This window comes from Rhizobium moroccans, from assembly GCF_057559155.1.
Genome location: NZ_JBHFJG010000015.1, coordinates 25,965 through 43,301, shown reverse-complemented (window position 1 = coordinate 43,301; position 17,337 = coordinate 25,965). Strand labels below are relative to the sequence as shown.

Genomic DNA, 17,337 nt, shown 5'->3' with positions numbered 1-17,337 from the left:
ATTGATATATGTGATCATTCCGCCGATCAGCGGGTCTTCAGGAGATCGCGGATCTCGGTGAGGAGCTGCACGTCGGCCGGCGGCGGAGCGTCCGGTTCCGGCTTCTTCTCTTCCATCGCGCGCAGCCTGTTCACGGCCTTCACCATCAGGAAGATGATCCAGGCCAGGATCAGGAAATTGATGAATACGGTAATGAAGCTGCCATAGGCGAAGACGGCGCCCTGTTCGCGGGCGGCGGCAAGGCTCTGCGCGGTTACGTTGCCGGAAAGCGGCAGGAAGTAATTGGAGAAATCGAAACCGCCGCCCGTGATCGCACCGACGATCGGCATCACGATATCGTTCACCAGCGAATTGACGATACCGGTGAAAGCCCCGCCGATGATGATACCGACCGCGAGATCGATGACATTGCCCTTGGCGATGAATGACCTGAATTCGCTGATCACTGACATGCTTGCCCCTTCCTAGATGGTAAAAAGTTCCAGGTCGCAACATAACGCAGTTGTGCGCGGTTGAAAGGCCGCAACCGCACTAAAAACCGGATGTTATAGGACTTTTTGCCAAGAAGGCGCCGATTTCCAAGCCTTCGATTTTCCCTTAGAGTCCACCCGTCAGCCTTTTCTTGGCGGAGGAACCATGCTTCCAGGCTGGGTTATCCTGGTGTCGGCATTCGCCTATATCCTGCTGCTTTTCGCGGTGGCGAGCTATGGGGACCGGCGGAGCCGTCGGCTCGGCGTGCCGGTGAACGGCCGGCCGGTGGTCTATGCGCTCAGCATTGCGATCTACTGCACGTCCTGGACCTATTTCGGCGGCGTGGGCCTCGCTTCCCAGCGTGGCCTCGAATTTCTCGGCATCTATATCGGGCCGATCCTCGCCTTCACGCTCGGCATGCCGCTCATCCGCCGGATCGTGGAACTCGCCAAGGCGGAGAAACTGACCTCGGTCGCGGATTTCGTGGCTGCCCGCTACGGGAAGAACTCGACCGTGGCGATGATCGTCTCCGTTATCGCGCTCGTCGGGGCGATCCCATACATCGCCCTGCAATTGAAGGCGGTTTCGAGTTCCGTTGCCGTCATGGTCGATCCGTCCGACTACGGCATCGGCAGCGGCAATCTCTATTTCCTCGATCTCGCGCTGATTATCACGCTGCTGATGGCCTGTTTCGCGGTGATGTTCGGCACCCGCCATACGGATGCGACCGAGCATCAGGACGGGCTGATCCTGGCCGTCGCGATGGAATCCGTCGTCAAGCTGCTCGCCTTCGCGACGGTCGGATACTCGGTCGTCTTCGTCCTCTTCGACGGCCCGGCCGACCTGTTCGCCAAGGCATCGGAAAACCTGCTCGTCACCTCCGCGCTCTCCTACGAGACGCCGCTCAGCCGCTGGGCGGTGCTGATCGTGCTGTCGGCCTTCGCGATCATCATGCTGCCGCGGCAGTTCCATGTGACGGTGGTGGAAAACCGCACGCCGCAGGAGCGGAAGGTCGCGGGCCTGCTCCTGCCGCTCTACCTCATCGCCATCAATCTCTTCGTGCTGCCCGCCGCGATCGCCGGCCTCATCACCTTCGGGGGAGTCGGAGATGCCGATCTCTACGTGCTGACGCTGCCGCTCGCCGGCGAGCTTCCGGTCGTCACCCTCATCACCTTCATCGGCGGGGTATCGGCCGCCACCGCCATGGTGATCGTCGAATCGGTGGCGCTCTCGATCATGGTTTCCAACGACATCGTGATGCCGGTCTTCCTTCGCCACAAGCTGATGCGGCGCTCCGGGCATCGTGAGGATTTCGCCAAGGTGCTGCTGCGCATCCGGCGCACGGCGATCTTCGTGGTGCTGATCCTCGGCTATGGCTACTATCGCGGCGCAGACAGCCAATCGGGGCTCGCCTCGATCGGGCTGCTCGCCTTCGCGGCGATCGCGCAGATCGCGCCAGCCCTCCTGGGTGGCCTTTTCTGGCGCAGGGCCAATGCGCGCGGCGCCATCCTCGGCATGTCCTTCGGCTTCTTCGTCTGGGCCTACCTGCTTTTCGTGCCGAGCCTCGGCGGACCGGACAATTCTCCCATCGCCGCCACCGTGCTGGCCTTCCTGTTTCCGGGGAGTTCGATCTTCTCCGGTCCGGAAACCGATCCTTTCGTCAACGTCACGCTCTTCAGCCTGATGCTCAACACGCTCGCCTTTGTGGTCGGCTCGCTGTCCCGCAACCCGCGGCCGGTGGAGCGCATCCAGGCCGGCATTTTCGTCAAGCGTCACACCCGCTCGCAATTCGCCACGCGCGGCTGGAAGACCCGCGTCAGCGTCGGCGACCTGAAAGCCGCGATCGCCCGTTATCTCGGCGAGGAGCGCATGCGGCGTTCCTTCGCCAATTACGAAAGCACGGCCGGGCGCAGGATCGACGACGACCAGCCCGCCGACATGGCGCTGGTGCACTTTTCCGAACAGCTCCTCGGCAGCGCGATCGGCTCGTCCTCGGCCAGGCTCGTGCTCTCGCTGATTCTGCAGAAGGCCGAGGATACCAATGCCGATACGGCCTGGCTGCTGGATCAGGCGAGCGAGGCCCTGCAATACAATCAGGACATGCTGCAGACGGCGCTCTCGCAGATGGACCAGGGCATCGCCGTCTTCGACAGCGACCATCGGCTGACGATCTGGAACCGCCGGTTCCGCAATCTCCTCGACCTGCCGGAACAGGTGGGCCAGGTGGGTTTTCCGCTCTCCGATATCGTCTCCATCCTTTCCGAGCGCGGGGATGTCCCGGCCGAAGACCAGACAGAGGTCATCCGTCATTTCCAGACCCTCGATGCGCCTTTCGCGCTGGTACTTTCCGGCGGCGAGCGGATCATCGAGGTGCGGTCGAACGCCATGCCGGACAAGGGGATCGTCGCGACCTTCACCGATATTACCGAACGCGTCGCAGCCGACCGGGCGCTGAAGCAGGCGAACGAAACGCTCGAACAGCGGGTGGAGGAACGCACGGCAGAACTTACCCGCGTCAATCGCGAACTGGGGGAAGCGCGCGCCTCGGCGGAGGAGGCCAATATCGGCAAGACGCGCTTCTTCGCCGCCGCCGGCCATGACATCCTGCAGCCGCTGAACGCCGCCCGCCTCTATTCCTCGGCGCTCGTCGAACGGCTCGGCGCTTCGGAGAACAGCCCGCTCGTGCGCAATATCGATTCCTCGCTCGAATCGGTCGAAACCATCCTGGGCGCCGTGCTGGATATCTCCCGGCTCGACACCGGCGCCATGAAGCCGCGCTTCACATCCGTGCCACTCGATGATCTCCTGAAACGGATCGAGACCGATTTTTCGCCCATGGCGCGCGAGAGGAAGCTGAAATTCACCGTCGTGCCGAGTTCGGTGAAGGTACGCTCGGACGCCAACCTGCTGCGCCGCCTCATCCAGAACCTCGTCTCCAACGCGATCAAATACACGATCGACGGCAAGGTGCTCATCGGCGCCAGACGGCGCGGCGACCATGTCATGATCGAGGTGCTCGATTCCGGCATCGGCATACCGCCCTCCAAGTTCCGGACCGTCTTCAAGGAATTCGCCCGGCTGGACGAGGGCGCGAAGACTGCATCCGGCCTCGGGCTCGGGCTTTCGATCGTCGACCGCATTTCCCGCGTCCTGAACCATCCGGTGCAGCTTTCCTCGAGCCCCGGCAAGGGCACGATCTTCCGCGTGCGGGTGCCGGTCGATCTCGCCGCACCCAAGGCGGTTCGCGGCGCCGAAATGACGGAAGGCAGGAGCCGTTCGCAGCCGCTCAACGGGCTTCGCGTGCTCTGCATCGACAACGAGCCGAGGATACTCGAAGGCATGGCGCTGCTCGTCTCGGGCTGGGGCTGCACCGTGGGCCAGGCCGAATCGCTTGCGGCCATCGACCAGATCGCAGCCCGGCGGGAACCGCCGCCGGAGGTCATCATTGCCGACTACCACCTCGACGACGGCGACGGCATCGAGGCCATCCTGATGCTGCGCTCGCTTTACGGCGCGGAAATCCCGGCACTCGTCATTACCGCCGACAGAACGCCGGAAGTGCGGGCCGAGGCGGAAAAGCACGATATCGGCGTTCAGCACAAGCCGGTTCGCCCGGCAGCACTTCGCGCCTACCTGACGCAGGTCGCGAGCGTCAAACGGGTTGCGGCGGAATAACGCAGTCCACAGCCCCGCCTGCCCTGTTCATCCCACAGTCATCACGTAGTGTTTACGACCGATCCTGCCTAAACCGTCGTATGGCGGAACCCTCCCGGTTTCGTGACGTTTAGGCGCGTAACCCTGGCCCACAGAGGCCTTACGAACCGAGCGGCGCTCCCAAAGCCTTCGGTACGGCAAAAATGGAGACCGCGAAACGATGAAGCGCTTTGATATTATTGACGGTATGCGAGGCTACTTCCTCGTTTTCATGTTGATAAACCATCTCGTCTTTGCTGGCGGCTATTGGCTGGTGAGCATCAATCACAACCAGCTCGCCTTCGTGGAGGATGCTCAAGGGTTCGTTTTCCTGTCCGGCCTGCTGATCGGCATGGTCTACGCCAAGAAAATGGCGAAGAACGGCTATGCCGTGGGCAAGCAGCTGATCTATGGGCGCGCCTTCGAGCTCTATCGCTATGCGATGGGCATCGTGATCGCCGTCATGGTGGCGCAGATGTTCCTGCCCGGCGCCTATACGATCTGGTTCAACTGGCTCGGCTATACGACGTTCGACGATCCGCTGCGGCTCGCCGCGATCGCGACCTTCCTGTTCCAGCCGACCTTCATGGACATCCTGCCGCAATACGTCATCTACATGCTCTTCGCACCGATGCTGGTGAAGCTCGTGCTCGAAGACAAATGGGCTTATGTGCTCGCCGGTTCGATCATCGTCTGGATGGCGGGCCAGCTCGGCCTGCAGCAGGTCGTCACCGGCCCGTTGAACCAACTCGTCATGGGAGCGGACGACCAGGGCATCCGCGTGTCGTTCAACCTCCTCGGCTGGCAGATCGTCTTCTATTCGGCGCTCGTGCTGGGTGCGATGACCACGACCGGCAAGATCGACTGGAAGAAGATCCTGACACCGGAAAACACCTTCATCCCGAAGATGGCGCTGTTGATCGTGCTGTTCTTCCTGCCGCTGCGCATCATCACGGCGCATAACCTGATGCCCGGCTTCATGGTGGGCAAGTTCGCCACGATGGAAATCCGCGCCGATTTCGGTCCGGTCTATCTCTTGAACTTCGCCGCCGTGGCAGCGCTCGTCACCTGGCTTCTGGTCGCCGGTCCGAAGCATCCGAGCGCCTGGGTGCAGAAAGTGGCCGCGGCGATCACCTGGGTCTTCTCGATCCGGTTCCTGCAGCTTCTCGGCCGCCATTCGCTCTACGTCTATGTCTGGCACGTGGCGATCGTCTATGCCGTCTATTATTTCGACGGCCGCTCGCCGGAACTCAGCCAGATGACCAAGACGGCCATCGCCCTGGTCGGGGTCGCGCTTCTCGCGCTGCCCGCGCTCTGGCGGGAACGCGACAAGCTCTTCGGCATCGGCGGTCAGCAGTCGGGCGAGGCGCGCACGGAGCATGCCAAGCCGCAGCAGATGGTCATCAGGTAAAACAAACTTGGGGAGGTGAGCTCAGATCACCGCTCTCTTCCGTCATCCTCGGGCTTGTCCCGAGGATCTATCCACGTCTGATGTTGGCAGATGCGCGGGACAGGCCTGAGCGTCTAACCACTCCCATGAATTGATCGTGAGTAGATCCTCGGGACAAGCCCGAGGATGACGGGAACAGAGAGAGCGACGGTGTCACGTCACCGCGCCCACCTGCCACGGCACGAATTCGTTGTCGCCGTAGTCGTAGATCTCGCTCAGCGTCTTTTCGCCCGAGGCGACTGCGATCACCTGCTCGAAAATCCTCGTCCCGGACTGCTCGATCGTCTCCTCGCCGGTGACGATGCCGCCGCAGTTGAGATCCATGTCCTCCTTCATGTGCTCGTACATTTCGGAGTTGGTGGCGATCTTGATGCAGGGGGCCGGCTTGAAGCCCGAGACCGAGCCGCGGCCGGTGGTGAAGCAGATGACGTTGCAGCCGCCGGCGACCTGTCCGGTCACTGCGACCGGATCGTAGCCCGGCGTATCCATGAAGACGAAGCCGGGCTCCGTCACCGTCTCGGCGAACTCGTAGACCGCCTTCAGCGGCATGGAGCCGCCCTTGGCGACCGCGCCGAGCGACTTTTCGAGAATTGTGGTCAGCCCACCGAGCTTGTTGCCGTGCGAAGGGTTGTTGTTGAGCTCGTCACCGTTGCGGGCGGTGTAATCCCGCCACCATTCGATGCGCTGCAGCAGCTTCTGGGCCACTTCCGGCGTCACCGCGCGGCGGGTAAGCAGATGTTCAGCCCCATAGATTTCAGGGGTTTCGGAAAGCACCGTCGTGCCGCCATGGCGCACGATCAGATCGGAAGCATGCCCAAGCGCCGGATTGGCGGAAATGCCGGAATAGCCGTCCGAGCCGCCGCATTCGAGCGCCAGCTTCAGCTTCGAGAGGGGCTGCGGCGTGCGCCTTGCGGCATTCACCGCCGGCAGCATTTCCTTGATGATTTCGATCGCCGCATCGATCGTCTTCTTCGTGCCGCCATATTGCTGGATGGTCATGGTGCGCAGCCGGTCGCCCTCCTCCATCCGGTAATGTTCGAGGATCGGCGCGATCTGGTTGGTCTCGCAGCCGAGCCCGATCATCAGGATGCCGCCGAAATTCGGATGCCGCGCATAGCCCTGGATGGTGCGGATCAGCAGCCGGTAGCCTTCCGACTTGTTGTTGAGCGCGCAGCCGCCGCCATGGGTGAGCGCCACGACGCCATCGACATTGCCGAAACCTTCCAGCCCGCCCATGCGGTTGAAATAATCGGCGATGTAGCGCGAGACGGTGGCGGAACAGTTCACCGAGGAAATGATGCCGATATAATTGCGGGTGCCGGCGCCGCCGATGCCGCGGTCGTAACCCATGAAAGTGCGCCGCTCGCCTTCCGGCAGCATGCCCTTTTCCTCGATATCGACGCTGAACTGATGTTCGTGTTCGGACGGCAGCATGGCGAGGTTGTGCAGATGCACATGGCTGCCCGGCTCGATATCCTGCGTGGCAAGGCCGATCACCTGGCCGTATTTCTTCACTTCATGGCCAGCCGGGATGCGCTTGATCGCGACCTTGTGGCCGCGGCCGATCAACTCGCACGCCGTCAGATCACCGTAGCCGACCGGTTGGCCGGGCTGCACGGAGCGGCGCACCACGCCGACATCGTCGGCTGCGTTGAGAATGATGATCGGCGATACCATGACGTCCATGTTCACTCCCTCCTCCCCCGGAGGATTTTAATCTGTCTATTCGTCTCGAACGCAGCTCAGCGCGGCTCGTTTTCCATCCAGCGGCGCTTCGATTCCTCCAGATGCGCATGCATCATCGCCTGGGCGAGAAGCGGATCGTGCGCCTCCAGCGCCGCATAGATCGCCTCATGCTCTTCCAGCGCGCGGTGCCAGGTATCCGGCGTCTCGAAACGCGTCCTGATCTGCGCCGAAATCGGGCTGTGCCGCTCGTCGAACAGATCGCCGACGATATGGGCCAGCACGGAATTGCCGCTCTGGGTGGCGACCGTCAGATGAAAGAGCCGGTCCTGATCGAGCGGCTTGCGGCCCGCCTCGATCTCGACGCGCATGGTATCGAGGATCTGGCGAAGCGATTTCAGCCCCTCACCCGTGACCCTCGCCGCCGCGGCCAGGATCACGGCTCCCTCGACGGCGGCGCGCGCCTCCATCAGCTCCACCGGGCTTTCGCCCATGGAGCCGGTCTGCCAGGTGCGGCGCTCGGACTCGGCCGTCACGTAGATGCCCGATCCCATGCGGATTTCGACGCTGCCGTCGATTTCGAGCGCGATCAGCGCCTCGCGCAGCGAAGGCCGGGAAACGCCCAATTGCTGGGCAAGCTCACGCTCCGCCGGCAGCCGCGCGCCGGCCGGAAAATGCCCGCCATTGATGAGGGTGCGTATCTGGTCCGCGATCTGCTGGTACAGCCTTCGCGGCTCCGCCGCCTTGATTGATCCGTTCATCTTTTTGCCGCGCTGGATAACGTGGCCTTACCATAGTCATTGTGTCGGACGAGAGCAAGGAGGAAAACATATGATTGATTTACAAGGATATTTATCCAGACACCCAATCATCATGGACCGGTCTCGCGTCACCCATCCTCCTCGCGGAGATAATTGGCTTGACCAGTTCAGTCATCGGGTTTAACCAATAGGATCAAAGCCGGCGGGTGGAGCTAGTCCGGCTGTTCAAGGCCATCGCGGCACGGGAGGAGTTCCATGGGAGGATCAGCCGGACACGGCATGCATGCGCCAGCCCATGGCCTTGGCTCCGAGGAGAGATCCAAGGCCGGCGAGCCGCTGCTGAGGCTCGACGGCATCACCAAGGAATTTCCGGGCGTCCGCGCTCTCTCCGACGTCCATTTCGACCTGCGGCGCGGCGAAGTGCATGCGGTCTGCGGCGAAAACGGCGCCGGTAAGTCGACGCTCATGAAGATCATCAGCGGCGTCTATCAGGCCAATGCCGGCAGGATCGTCTACAAGGGCGAGGAACGCAGCTTCTCCTCTCCGCTGGAGTCGGAAGCTGCCGGCATCGCCATCATCCATCAGGAACTCAACCTCGTTCCGCATCTCTCGGTGGCGGAAAACATCTATCTCGCCCGCGAGCCGCGTCGCGGATTCCTCGTCGATCGCAAGAAGCTGAAGGCCGATGCGAAGCGCTGTCTCGATAGGCTCGGCGTCGATATCGATCCCGATGCGCCGGTGCGCAGCCTTTCGGTTGCCCAGTGCCAGATGGTGGAGATCGCCAAGGCGCTGTCGCTCGATGCGGAAGTGCTCATCATGGACGAGCCGACCTCTTCGCTCACCGAGCAGGAAACCCGCCTTCTCTTCAAGGTGATCCGCGACCTGAAAGCCGCCGGCGTCGGCATCGTCTACATCTCCCACCGGCTGGACGAGATGGCGGAAATCGTCGATCGCGTCACGGTCTTGCGTGACGGCCGCTATATCGCGACGGACGATTTTGCCGCCACCACGGTGGACGCCATCGTCGCGCGCATGGTTGGCCGCTCGCTCGAAGACAAGTTTCCCGACCGGACTTCCACACCTTCCGACGACATCATCTTCAAGGCCGAGGGGCTTACCCGCTCCGGGCTTTTCCGCGATGTCTCCTTCACGCTCCGCCGCGGCGAAATCCTCGGTTTTGCCGGGCTGATGGGCGCGGGACGCACAGAAGTCGCGCGCGCCATCTTCGGCGCCGATCCGCTCGATACCGGCACCGTGACCCTGCACGGCGAGACGCTTTCGATCAGCTCGCCGCGTGACGCGATTTCCGCCGGCATCGCCTACCTTTCCGAAGACCGCAAGGCGCAAGGATTGGCGGTGAAGATGCCGGTCGACGCCAACATGACGCTCGCCAACATGGACGAGGTCTCGAACGGTTTCGGCCTCATCGATTTTGCCAAGCATGAGAAGGCCACCAAGGATTATGTGAGCCTTCTCAATATCCGCACGCCTTCCATCAAGCAGCCGGTGCGGCTGCTTTCGGGCGGCAACCAGCAGAAGATCATCATCGGCAAATGGCTGTTCCGCAAGTCGAAGGTGCTGTTCTTCGACGAACCCACCCGCGGCATCGATGTCGGCGCGAAATTCGCGATCTACAAGATCATGGATGAGCTTGCCGCCGAGGGCATCGGCGTCGTTCTCATCAGTTCGGAACTGCCGGAAATCCTCGGAATGACCGATAGGGTCGCGGTTTTCCATAACGGACGCATCACCGGCATCCTCGAGACCCGCAAGACCGACCAGGAAGAAATCATGCGATACGCGTCCGGCTACGCGCGATCGAATTGAGGCATAGCATGGCTGAGATTACCGAAACTCCGAAGCAGAAGAGCGTTTCGCTGAACGACCGGCAGAAGGACATCATCCAGAAGTTTGCCGCACTCGGCAGCCTTTTCGTGCTGATCGCCGTCTTCTCGTTCACGAGCAGCGCCTTCTTCACCGTCAACAACGGCATGACGGTGGCGCTGCAGGTCACCTCGATCGCCCTTCTCGGCATCGGCGCCACCTGCGTCATCATCACCGGCGGCATCGATCTTTCCGTCGGCTCGGTACTGGCGCTTTCCGGCGTGGTTGCGGCGCTGGCCGTCAAGGAATGGAGCATGCCGGTTCCCGTCGGCATGCTGCTCGGCATCCTGACCGGCTCGCTCTGCGGCTGGATCAACGGGTTTGTGGTGACGCGACTGAAACTGCCGCCCTTCATCGCCACCCTCGGCATGATGCTGATCGCCCGCGGTGTGGCGCTCGAAATCACCGGCGCCCGCGCCGTCTCCGGTCTCGGAGAGTCCTTCGGCGTGCTCGGCAACGGCTCGTTCCTGCGCATCGTCAACATCGGCGACGACGGCTTTCCGACCGTCGTATTCCCGGGCATTCCCTACCCGGTCATCCTGATGGTGGTGATCGCGATTGCCGTCTCCTTCATGCTGAACCGTTCAGTACTCGGGCGGCATATCTATGCGGTCGGCTCGAATGCCGATGCCGCGCGCCTTTCCGGCGTCAATGTCAGCCGCGTCGTCAGCTTCACCTATATCTTGTCGGGCACGCTCGCGGGGCTGACCGGCTGCGTGCTGATGTCGCGCCTCGTCACCGCTCAGCCGAACGAGGGCGTGATGTACGAGCTCGATGCGATCGCCAGCGCCGTCATCGGCGGCACCTCGCTGATCGGCGGCGTCGGCACGATTTCCGGCACGGCGATCGGCGCCTTCGTCATCGGCATTCTCCGGAACGGCCTCAACATGAATGGCGTCTCCGCCTTCACGCAGCAGATCATCATCGGCCTCGTCATCCTGGTCACCGTCTGGATCGACCAGCTACGCAACCGCCGATGAAGAGAAGGCAGCGCGGACCTTTTTCCGCGGCATACAGAAAGAGTGACAGGGAGTGAGGAGCTCCCGAAAACCGGCCGGTCAGGCCAATCGAAGTAGGAGGAAGAAATGAAGAAACTTGCAGCCGCGCTGCTGACATCCGCGATCGCGCTTGCCGCGATCCCGGCTCAGGCCGGCGAGATCGCCGTCATCGTCAAGACCGTGAACTCCACCTTCTGGCAGAACGTCCAGAAGGGCGCTGATGCCGCCATGAAGGAGGCCGGCGGCGAGGACACGATGACCTTCCAGGGTCCGGCCGCGGAATCGGCGATCGCCGATCAGGTCAACATGGTCGAGAATGCCGTCAACCGCGGCGTCTCCGGCATCGTGCTCGCCCCATCCGATCCGGATGCGCTTGTCCCGGCCGTAAAGAAGGCCTGGGAAGCCCGCATCCCGGTCATCATCATCGATTCCATGCTGGCCGAGGGCTCGGAGCAGTATTACCAATCGTTCCTCGCCACCGATAACAAGAAGGCCGGCGAACTGGCCGCCCAGGCGTTGATCGAAAAGGTCGGCACGGAAGGCAAGATCGCCGTCATGTCTTATGTGGCAGGTGCCGGTTCCGAGATCGGCCGCGTCGGCGGCTTCACCGACTACATCAAGGCGAACTCGAAGCTCGAAATCGTCGGCCCGTTCTATTCGCAGTCCCAGATGGCGACCGCACTCAACCAGACGACCGATGTTCTCGCCGCCAATTCCGACCTCAAGGGCATCTTCGGCGCCAACGAGCCGACTGCGATCGGCATGGGCCGCGCGCTGAAGCAGTCCGGCAAGGCTGGTCAGGTGGTCGCGATCGGCTTCGACGGCAACCAAGATCTCCAGGAATTCGTCAAGGACGGAACGCTCGCCGGCATCGCGGTGCAGGGTTCCTTCCAGATGGGCGAACTCGGCATCCAGACCGTCAAGAAGGTGATCGGCAAGGAAAAGGTCGAGAAGTTCGTCGATACCGGCGTGGTCGTCGTCACCAAGGACAATATCGACAAGCCGGAAGCTAAGAACGTCCTTTACTGATCCTCCCGCTGGCGCGCATCGCGAATGGTGCGCGTCCCTTTTATGACTTCAAGGATTTGCAGATGAACGTCGCCGATAAACGCGCCCTGCCCCATCGCCCGGTCGAAGTCACCCTCATGGGTCTCGGCTGCGCGCAGATGGGAAACCTCTATCGCAAGACCGCTTATGAGGAATCGGCCGGCGCTTTCAAGGCATCCTGGGATGCGGGCATCCGCTATTTCGATACCGCTCCCTTCTACGGCTTCACGCGATCGGAACGCCGGCTCGGCACGATGCTGACCGATCTGCCGCGCGAGAGCTATACGCTGAGCACCAAGGTCGGCCGTGTGATGACGCCGGACGAGACGGTCGGCCCCGAGGAAGACGGCTATGTCGAGCCGCTGCCGTTCCGGCCGGTCTACGACTACAGCTATGACGGCATCATGCGGTCCTTCGAGGCGAGCCAGCAGCGTCTCGGCATCTTGAAGCCCGATATTCTCTATATCCATGATATCGGCCGCATGACCCATGGCGACCGCCACGAACACTATTGGAACCAGTTGATGGCAGGCGGCGGCTTCCGCGCGCTCGGCAAACTGCGCAACGAGGGTTCGACCAAGGCCATAGGCCTCGGCGTCAACGAATGGGAAATCATCCGCGACGCCATGCAGGTCTTCGATATCGACGTCTCGATGCTTGCCGGCCGCTATACGCTGCTCGAGCAGCAGAGCCTCGCCTTCATGGACGATTGCGCCGAAAAGGGCGTGGCGATCGTCGTCGCCGGTCCCTTCAATTCCGGCATCCTCGCCGGCAACCGAAAATTCAACTATGCCGACGCGCCGGCCGAAATGATCGCCCGCGTCGATGCGCTGCACGCCGCCTGCGAAGAAGAAGGCGTCAGCATGCAAGCCGCGGCCCTGCAATTCCCGCTCGCGCATCCGGCCGTCGTCACGATCGTTTCCGGCGCCCGCACCGCCGAACAGATCAAGTCGAATGTCGACTGGTTTTCCGAAACCATCCCTGCCTCCTTCTGGACACGGCTCAAGGAACGCGGGCTGATCGCCGAAGGCGCGCCGGTGCCGGGCGAAGGAGCCTGATCCCATGCGGATCGATGCGCACCAGCATTTCTGGCGGATCGCCGACCGGGTGGGCCAATGGCCTCCAGCCGAACTTGCCGCGATCCATCGCGACTTCATACCGGAGGATCTCGAACCGATCCTTGCCGAGGCAAAAGTCGATGGCACCGTGCTGGTGCAGACCATGGAGAGCGAGGCCGACACCGATTTCATGCTCGACCTTGCCGACCGCCATCCCTTCATTCTCGGCGTCGTAGGCTGGACGGACCTCAAGGCGGCCGATGCCCCGGCCAATATCGCCCGGCTGGCGCAGCATCCGAAGCTGAAAGGTTTTCGGCCGATGCTGCAGGACATCGCCGACGACAATTGGATCGACGATCCGGCGCTCGATCCGGCCATCGCAGCCATGCAGGAGCATGGGCTTGTCTTCGATGCGCTGGTTCTGCCCCGCCATCTCGACCCGCTCATCGCCTTCGCCGGGCGGCATCCCGAGCTGCCGATCGTCACCGATCACGGCGCCAAGCCGCTGATCGCGGAGGGCCGGTTTGTCGGCTGGTATTCGCGGATGAAGGCGCTCGCCCAATTGCCGAACCTCCACTGCAAGCTTTCCGGCCTGCTGACCGAAGCCGGGGACCAGAAGCCGCAGGCTGTGCGGCCCTATGCCGAGACCATTCTCGATCTCTTCGGTCCGGAACGAGTGATCTGGGGCAGCGACTGGCCGGTGCTCCGGCTTGCCGGCGACTACCAAGCCTGGCTCGCGCAATGCCTCGATATCGTGCCGGCCGAACAACACGACGCCGTCTTCGGCGGCAACGCCAAATCCTTCTACCGGCTGGGCGCCTCCCACCCATCCGCTTCCTGACAGGTTGAAATCATGCTGACCATCATCTGCGATTCCCCCGGCAAGCTTTCCGCCATCGACCGACCCAAGCCAGCGCGTGGCGAAGGCGAGGTTCTGGTAAAGCTCCGGCGGATCGGCGTCTGCGGCACCGATCTCCACATCTTCACCGGCAACCAGCCCTACCTCTCCTATCCGCGGGTGATGGGGCACGAACTTTCGGCGACCGTCGAGGAAGCACCCGCCGGCAGCCGACTCAAGGCCGGCGACACGGTTTCGGTCATTCCCTATATCTCCTGCGGCCATTGCAGCGCCTGCCTCAAGGGCAAGACCAACTGCTGCCGCAATATCGGCGTGCTCGGCGTCCACCGCGACGGCGGCATGACGGAATATCTCTCCCTGCCCGAGCAATTCGTGCTGAAGGCGGAGGGTCTGTCCGTCGATCAGGCCGCGATGGTCGAATTCTTGGCGATCGGCGCCCATGCGGTCGCCCGCGCCAAGGTCGAACCCGGCCAGAAGGTGTTGATTGTCGGCGCCGGACCGATCGGCATGGCGGTGGCAATCTTCGCCCGCCTCAACGGCGGCGAAGTGACGCTGATCGACGGCCGCGCCGACCGGCTGGAGTTCGGCAGGCGGCATCTCGGCGTAGCGCATACCGTGCAGCTCGGCTCCGGCGATACGGAGGAGCTTTCCAGGATCACCGGCGGCGATTTCTTCGACGTCGTTTTCGATGCGACCGGCAATCCGAAGGCCATCGAGCGCGGCTTCTCGCTCGTCGGCCATGGCGGCACCTATGTGCTGGTCTCGATCGTCGCGAGCGACATCACCTTCTCCGATCCGGAATTCCACAAGCGGGAAACGACCCTGCTCGGCAGCCGCAATGCGACGGTCGCGGATTTCGAGCGGGTGATGGAGGCGATGCGCGCCGGCGAGGTGCCGGAAGCGCTCATCACCCACCGGATGACGCTTGCCGAGGTGCCGGAACGCTTCGCGGGCCTCACCGACCCCGCTGCCGGCGTGGTCAAGGCGCTGGTGGAAGTCTGAGGAGAACACGATGCAACGCATGGGCATGGTGATCGGTGTGCGGCCGGAAATGATCGCCGAATACAAGCGGCTGCATGCCGCCGTCTGGCCGGAAGTGCTCGACCTCATCAGCCGCGCCAACATCAAGAACTACACGATCTTCCTGCGCGAGCCGGAAAACCTGCTCTTCGGCACCTGGGAGTATCACGGCACGGATTTCGAGGCCGACATGGCGACAATCGCCGCCGACCCGAAAAATCAGGAATGGTGGTCCTTCACGATCCCCTGCCAAAAGCCGCTCGAAAGCCGTAAGGAAGGGGAATGGTGGGCGATGATGGAGGAGGTTTTCCATCACGACTGACCGCCGGACCGACTGGACAAGATCGAGGATAGAATGACCAAGACGCTCGAAGGAAAGACCGTACTCATCACCGCCGCCGCGCAAGGCATCGGCGGGGCCAGCGCCGTCGCGTTTGCCAAGGCCGGCGCCACGGTTCATGCGACCGACATCAACGAAAAGGCGCTCGCCGAACTCCCGAAGCTTCCCAACCTGACGGCGACGAAGCTGGACGTTCTGGACGAAGCCGCGGTCACGGCCGCGGTCGAAAAGATCGGCAAGGTCGATATCCTCTTCAATTGCGCCGGCGTCGTACATGGCGGCTCGATCCTCGAAATGAAGGACAGCGATCTCGAATTCGCCTTCGATCTCAACGTCAAGGCGATGATCCGCACCATCCGCGCCGTGCTGCCCGGCATGCTGGAGCGCAAGGATGGCTCGATCATCAACATGTCCTCGGTCGCCTCCAGCGTGAAGGGCGTGCCGAACCGCTTCGCCTACGGCGTCACCAAGGCGGCCGTCGTCGGGCTTACAAAGGCGGTTGCCGCCGACTACGTGGCGCAGGGCATCCGCTGCAACTGCATCTGCCCCGGCACGGTCGAAAGCCCTTCGCTGCAGGACCGCATGCGCGCCCAGGGCAATTACGACGAAGCCCGCGCCGCCTTCATCGCCCGCCAGCCTATGGGCCGGCTCGGCACGCCGGAGGAGATCGCCGATCTCGCCGTCTACATCGCCGGCGCTACCTACACTTCCGGCCAGGCCTTCGCGATCGACGGCGGCTGGACCATTTGAGTCACACCATAAAGAGAGACCCATGACCCGCATCACCGATCTTCGCGTTTTCGATCTGCGCTTTCCGACCTCGCAAAGCCTCGACGGTTCGGATGCGATGAACCCGGACCCCGACTATTCGGCGGCTTACGTCATCCTCGATACCGATAGCGAGGGGCTTACGGGCCATGGGCTTACCTTCACCATCGGCCGCGGCAACGACATCTGCTGCATGGCGATCAAGGCCATGCGGCACCTGGTCGTCGGCCAGGAACTCGAAGCCTTCCGCGCCAGCCCCGGCAAGTTCTGGCGGCATCTGACCAGCGACAGCCAGCTCCGCTGGATCGGCCCGGACAAGGGCGCCATGCACCTTGCCACCGGCGCGGTCGTCAACGCCTTCTGGGACCTTCTTGCCAAGCAACAAGAAAAGCCTGTCTGGCAGCTCGTCTCCGAGCTTTCGGCGGAAGAAATCGCCGATATCGTCGATTTCCGCTACCTCACCGACGTGCTGACCCGTGAGGAGGCCGTCGCGATCTTGAAAAAAGCCGAGGCCGGCAAGACGGAGCGGATCGAGACGCTGAAGCGCGAAGGCTATGCCTGCTACACGACTTCGGCCGGCTGGCTCGGCTATCCGGAAGAAAAGCTGCGCCGTCTCTGCAGGCAAGCCGTCGATGCCGGCTTCAACCACGTCAAGATGAAGGTCGGCCGCGATCTGGAGGACGATATCCGCAGGCTGACCATCGCCCGCGAGGTGATCGGCCCCGACCGTTACCTGATGATCGACGCCAACCAGGTATGGGAAGTCGATCAGGCGATCGATTGGGTCAAGAAGCTCGCCTTCGCCAATCCCTTCTTCATCGAGGAGCCGACGAGCCCCGACGATGTCGCCGGCCACCGCAAGATCCGCCAGGCGATCGGTCCGGTGAAGGTCGCGACCGGCGAGATGTGCCAGAACCGCATCATGTTCAAGCAGTTCATCGCCGAAGGCGCGATCGATATCGTGCAGATCGATTCATGCCGCATGGGCGGGCTGAACGAGGTGCTGGCGGTGCTGCTGATCGCGGCGAAATACAATCTCCCGGTCTGGCCGCATGCGGGCGGCGTCGGGCTTTGCGAATATGTCCAGCATCTTTCGATGATCGACTATGTCGCGGTTTCCGGCACCAAGGAAGGCCGCGTCATCGAATATGTCGATCACCTGCACGAGCACTTCGTCGATCCCTGCGTCATCCGCAACGCCGCCTACATGCCGCCCTCGCGGCCGGGCTTCTCGATCGAGATGAAGCCGCAGTCGATCGCGGACTATACATTCAGGGGGTAGTTTCGGGGTGGGGGCCTCATCCG

General features: G+C 62.6%; 14 protein-coding genes. 11 read left to right on the top strand and 3 right to left on the bottom strand.

The genetic code is table 11. The annotated features are described in order from the left end of the window. Positions 1–26 precede the first annotated feature (26 nt). Positions 27–452 carry a large conductance mechanosensitive channel protein MscL gene (gene mscL, locus ACE04I_RS11070; protein WP_487207042.1) on the bottom strand — a complete coding sequence of 142 codons (426 nt, stop codon included), beginning with the start codon at positions 450–452 and terminating at the stop codon, positions 27–29. Between the two features lie 184 nt (positions 453–636). Between mscL and ACE04I_RS11065 the strand changes: the two genes are divergently transcribed. Both ACE04I_RS11065 and ACE04I_RS11060 read left to right on the top strand, forming a co-directional pair. Beyond that, positions 637–4,146, top strand: a complete 3,510-nt coding sequence (locus ACE04I_RS11065; RefSeq protein ID WP_046794205.1) for a PAS domain-containing hybrid sensor histidine kinase/response regulator — start codon at positions 637–639, stop codon at positions 4,144–4,146. A 199-nt stretch (positions 4,147–4,345) separates the two neighbouring features. Continuing rightward, the gene (locus tag ACE04I_RS11060; RefSeq protein ID WP_046794204.1) at positions 4,346–5,575 is read left to right on the top strand and encodes an OpgC family protein; all 1,230 of its coding nucleotides are present in this window, start codon (positions 4,346–4,348) and stop codon (positions 5,573–5,575) included. A gap of 192 nt (positions 5,576–5,767) precedes the next feature. Here the strand turns inward: ACE04I_RS11060 and ACE04I_RS11055 are convergent, their stop codons facing one another. Continuing rightward, on the bottom strand, positions 5,768–7,300 hold the full coding sequence (locus ACE04I_RS11055; protein WP_046794203.1) for a UxaA family hydrolase: 1,533 nt from the start codon (positions 7,298–7,300) through the stop codon (positions 5,768–5,770). 56 nt (positions 7,301–7,356) lie between these two features. Further along, positions 7,357–8,058: a FadR/GntR family transcriptional regulator gene (locus ACE04I_RS11050; protein ID WP_046794202.1), complete on the bottom strand. Its 702-nt coding sequence runs from the start codon at positions 8,056–8,058 to the stop codon at positions 7,357–7,359. 279 nt (positions 8,059–8,337) lie between these two features. On the opposite strand from ACE04I_RS11050, the gene ACE04I_RS11045 reads away from it, so the two are divergent. The 9 genes from ACE04I_RS11045 (at position 8,338) to ACE04I_RS11005 (ending at position 17,314) form a co-directional block, all read left to right on the top strand. Next, positions 8,338–9,885, top strand: a complete 1,548-nt coding sequence (locus ACE04I_RS11045; RefSeq protein ID WP_487207071.1) for a sugar ABC transporter ATP-binding protein — start codon at positions 8,338–8,340, stop codon at positions 9,883–9,885. 8 nt (positions 9,886–9,893) lie between these two features. Continuing rightward, on the top strand, positions 9,894–10,922 hold the full coding sequence (locus ACE04I_RS11040; protein WP_046794200.1) for an ABC transporter permease: 1,029 nt from the start codon (positions 9,894–9,896) through the stop codon (positions 10,920–10,922). Positions 10,923–11,027: 105 nt separating this feature from the next. Continuing rightward, positions 11,028–11,969 carry an ABC transporter substrate-binding protein gene (locus ACE04I_RS11035; RefSeq protein ID WP_046794199.1) on the top strand — a complete coding sequence of 314 codons (942 nt, stop codon included), beginning with the start codon at positions 11,028–11,030 and terminating at the stop codon, positions 11,967–11,969. A gap of 62 nt (positions 11,970–12,031) precedes the next feature. Beyond that, positions 12,032–13,045 (top strand): aldo/keto reductase, encoded by a 1,014-nt coding sequence (locus ACE04I_RS11030; RefSeq protein WP_046794198.1) that lies wholly within the window; start codon positions 12,032–12,034, stop codon positions 13,043–13,045. Positions 13,046–13,049: 4 nt separating this feature from the next. Next, positions 13,050–13,886 carry an amidohydrolase family protein gene (locus ACE04I_RS11025; protein ID WP_046794197.1) on the top strand — a complete coding sequence of 279 codons (837 nt, stop codon included), beginning with the start codon at positions 13,050–13,052 and terminating at the stop codon, positions 13,884–13,886. A 12-nt stretch (positions 13,887–13,898) separates the two neighbouring features. Next, positions 13,899–14,906 (top strand): zinc-binding alcohol dehydrogenase family protein, encoded by a 1,008-nt coding sequence (locus ACE04I_RS11020; protein ID WP_046794196.1) that lies wholly within the window; start codon positions 13,899–13,901, stop codon positions 14,904–14,906. 10 nt (positions 14,907–14,916) lie between these two features. Then, on the top strand, positions 14,917–15,246 hold the full coding sequence (locus tag ACE04I_RS11015; protein WP_046794195.1) for an L-rhamnose mutarotase: 330 nt from the start codon (positions 14,917–14,919) through the stop codon (positions 15,244–15,246). Between the two features lie 33 nt (positions 15,247–15,279). Beyond that, on the top strand, positions 15,280–16,014 hold the full coding sequence (locus ACE04I_RS11010; RefSeq protein ID WP_046794194.1) for an SDR family oxidoreductase: 735 nt from the start codon (positions 15,280–15,282) through the stop codon (positions 16,012–16,014). A gap of 22 nt (positions 16,015–16,036) precedes the next feature. Further along, positions 16,037–17,314 carry an L-fuconate dehydratase gene (locus ACE04I_RS11005; protein ID WP_046794193.1) on the top strand — a complete coding sequence of 426 codons (1,278 nt, stop codon included), beginning with the start codon at positions 16,037–16,039 and terminating at the stop codon, positions 17,312–17,314. Positions 17,315–17,337: the final 23 nt, after the last annotated feature.

What these genes read in the sequence shown, in the direction of transcription:
- mscL (WP_487207042.1), bottom strand. Translation starts at nt 452, where the DNA reads ATGTCAGTGATCAGCGAATTCAGGTCATTCATCGCCAAGGGCAATGTC.
- ACE04I_RS11065 (WP_046794205.1), top strand. Translation starts at nt 637, where the DNA reads ATGCTTCCAGGCTGGGTTATCCTGGTGTCGGCATTCGCCTATATCCTG.
- ACE04I_RS11060 (WP_046794204.1), top strand. Translation starts at nt 4,346, where the DNA reads ATGAAGCGCTTTGATATTATTGACGGTATGCGAGGCTACTTCCTCGTT.
- ACE04I_RS11055 (WP_046794203.1), bottom strand. Translation starts at nt 7,300, where the DNA reads ATGGACGTCATGGTATCGCCGATCATCATTCTCAACGCAGCCGACGAT.
- ACE04I_RS11050 (WP_046794202.1), bottom strand. Translation starts at nt 8,058, where the DNA reads ATGAACGGATCAATCAAGGCGGCGGAGCCGCGAAGGCTGTACCAGCAG.
- ACE04I_RS11045 (WP_487207071.1), top strand. Translation starts at nt 8,338, where the DNA reads ATGCATGCGCCAGCCCATGGCCTTGGCTCCGAGGAGAGATCCAAGGCC.
- ACE04I_RS11040 (WP_046794200.1), top strand. Translation starts at nt 9,894, where the DNA reads ATGGCTGAGATTACCGAAACTCCGAAGCAGAAGAGCGTTTCGCTGAAC.
- ACE04I_RS11035 (WP_046794199.1), top strand. Translation starts at nt 11,028, where the DNA reads ATGAAGAAACTTGCAGCCGCGCTGCTGACATCCGCGATCGCGCTTGCC.
- ACE04I_RS11030 (WP_046794198.1), top strand. Translation starts at nt 12,032, where the DNA reads ATGAACGTCGCCGATAAACGCGCCCTGCCCCATCGCCCGGTCGAAGTC.
- ACE04I_RS11025 (WP_046794197.1), top strand. Translation starts at nt 13,050, where the DNA reads ATGCGGATCGATGCGCACCAGCATTTCTGGCGGATCGCCGACCGGGTG.
- ACE04I_RS11020 (WP_046794196.1), top strand. Translation starts at nt 13,899, where the DNA reads ATGCTGACCATCATCTGCGATTCCCCCGGCAAGCTTTCCGCCATCGAC.
- ACE04I_RS11015 (WP_046794195.1), top strand. Translation starts at nt 14,917, where the DNA reads ATGCAACGCATGGGCATGGTGATCGGTGTGCGGCCGGAAATGATCGCC.
- ACE04I_RS11010 (WP_046794194.1), top strand. Translation starts at nt 15,280, where the DNA reads ATGACCAAGACGCTCGAAGGAAAGACCGTACTCATCACCGCCGCCGCG.
- ACE04I_RS11005 (WP_046794193.1), top strand. Translation starts at nt 16,037, where the DNA reads ATGACCCGCATCACCGATCTTCGCGTTTTCGATCTGCGCTTTCCGACC.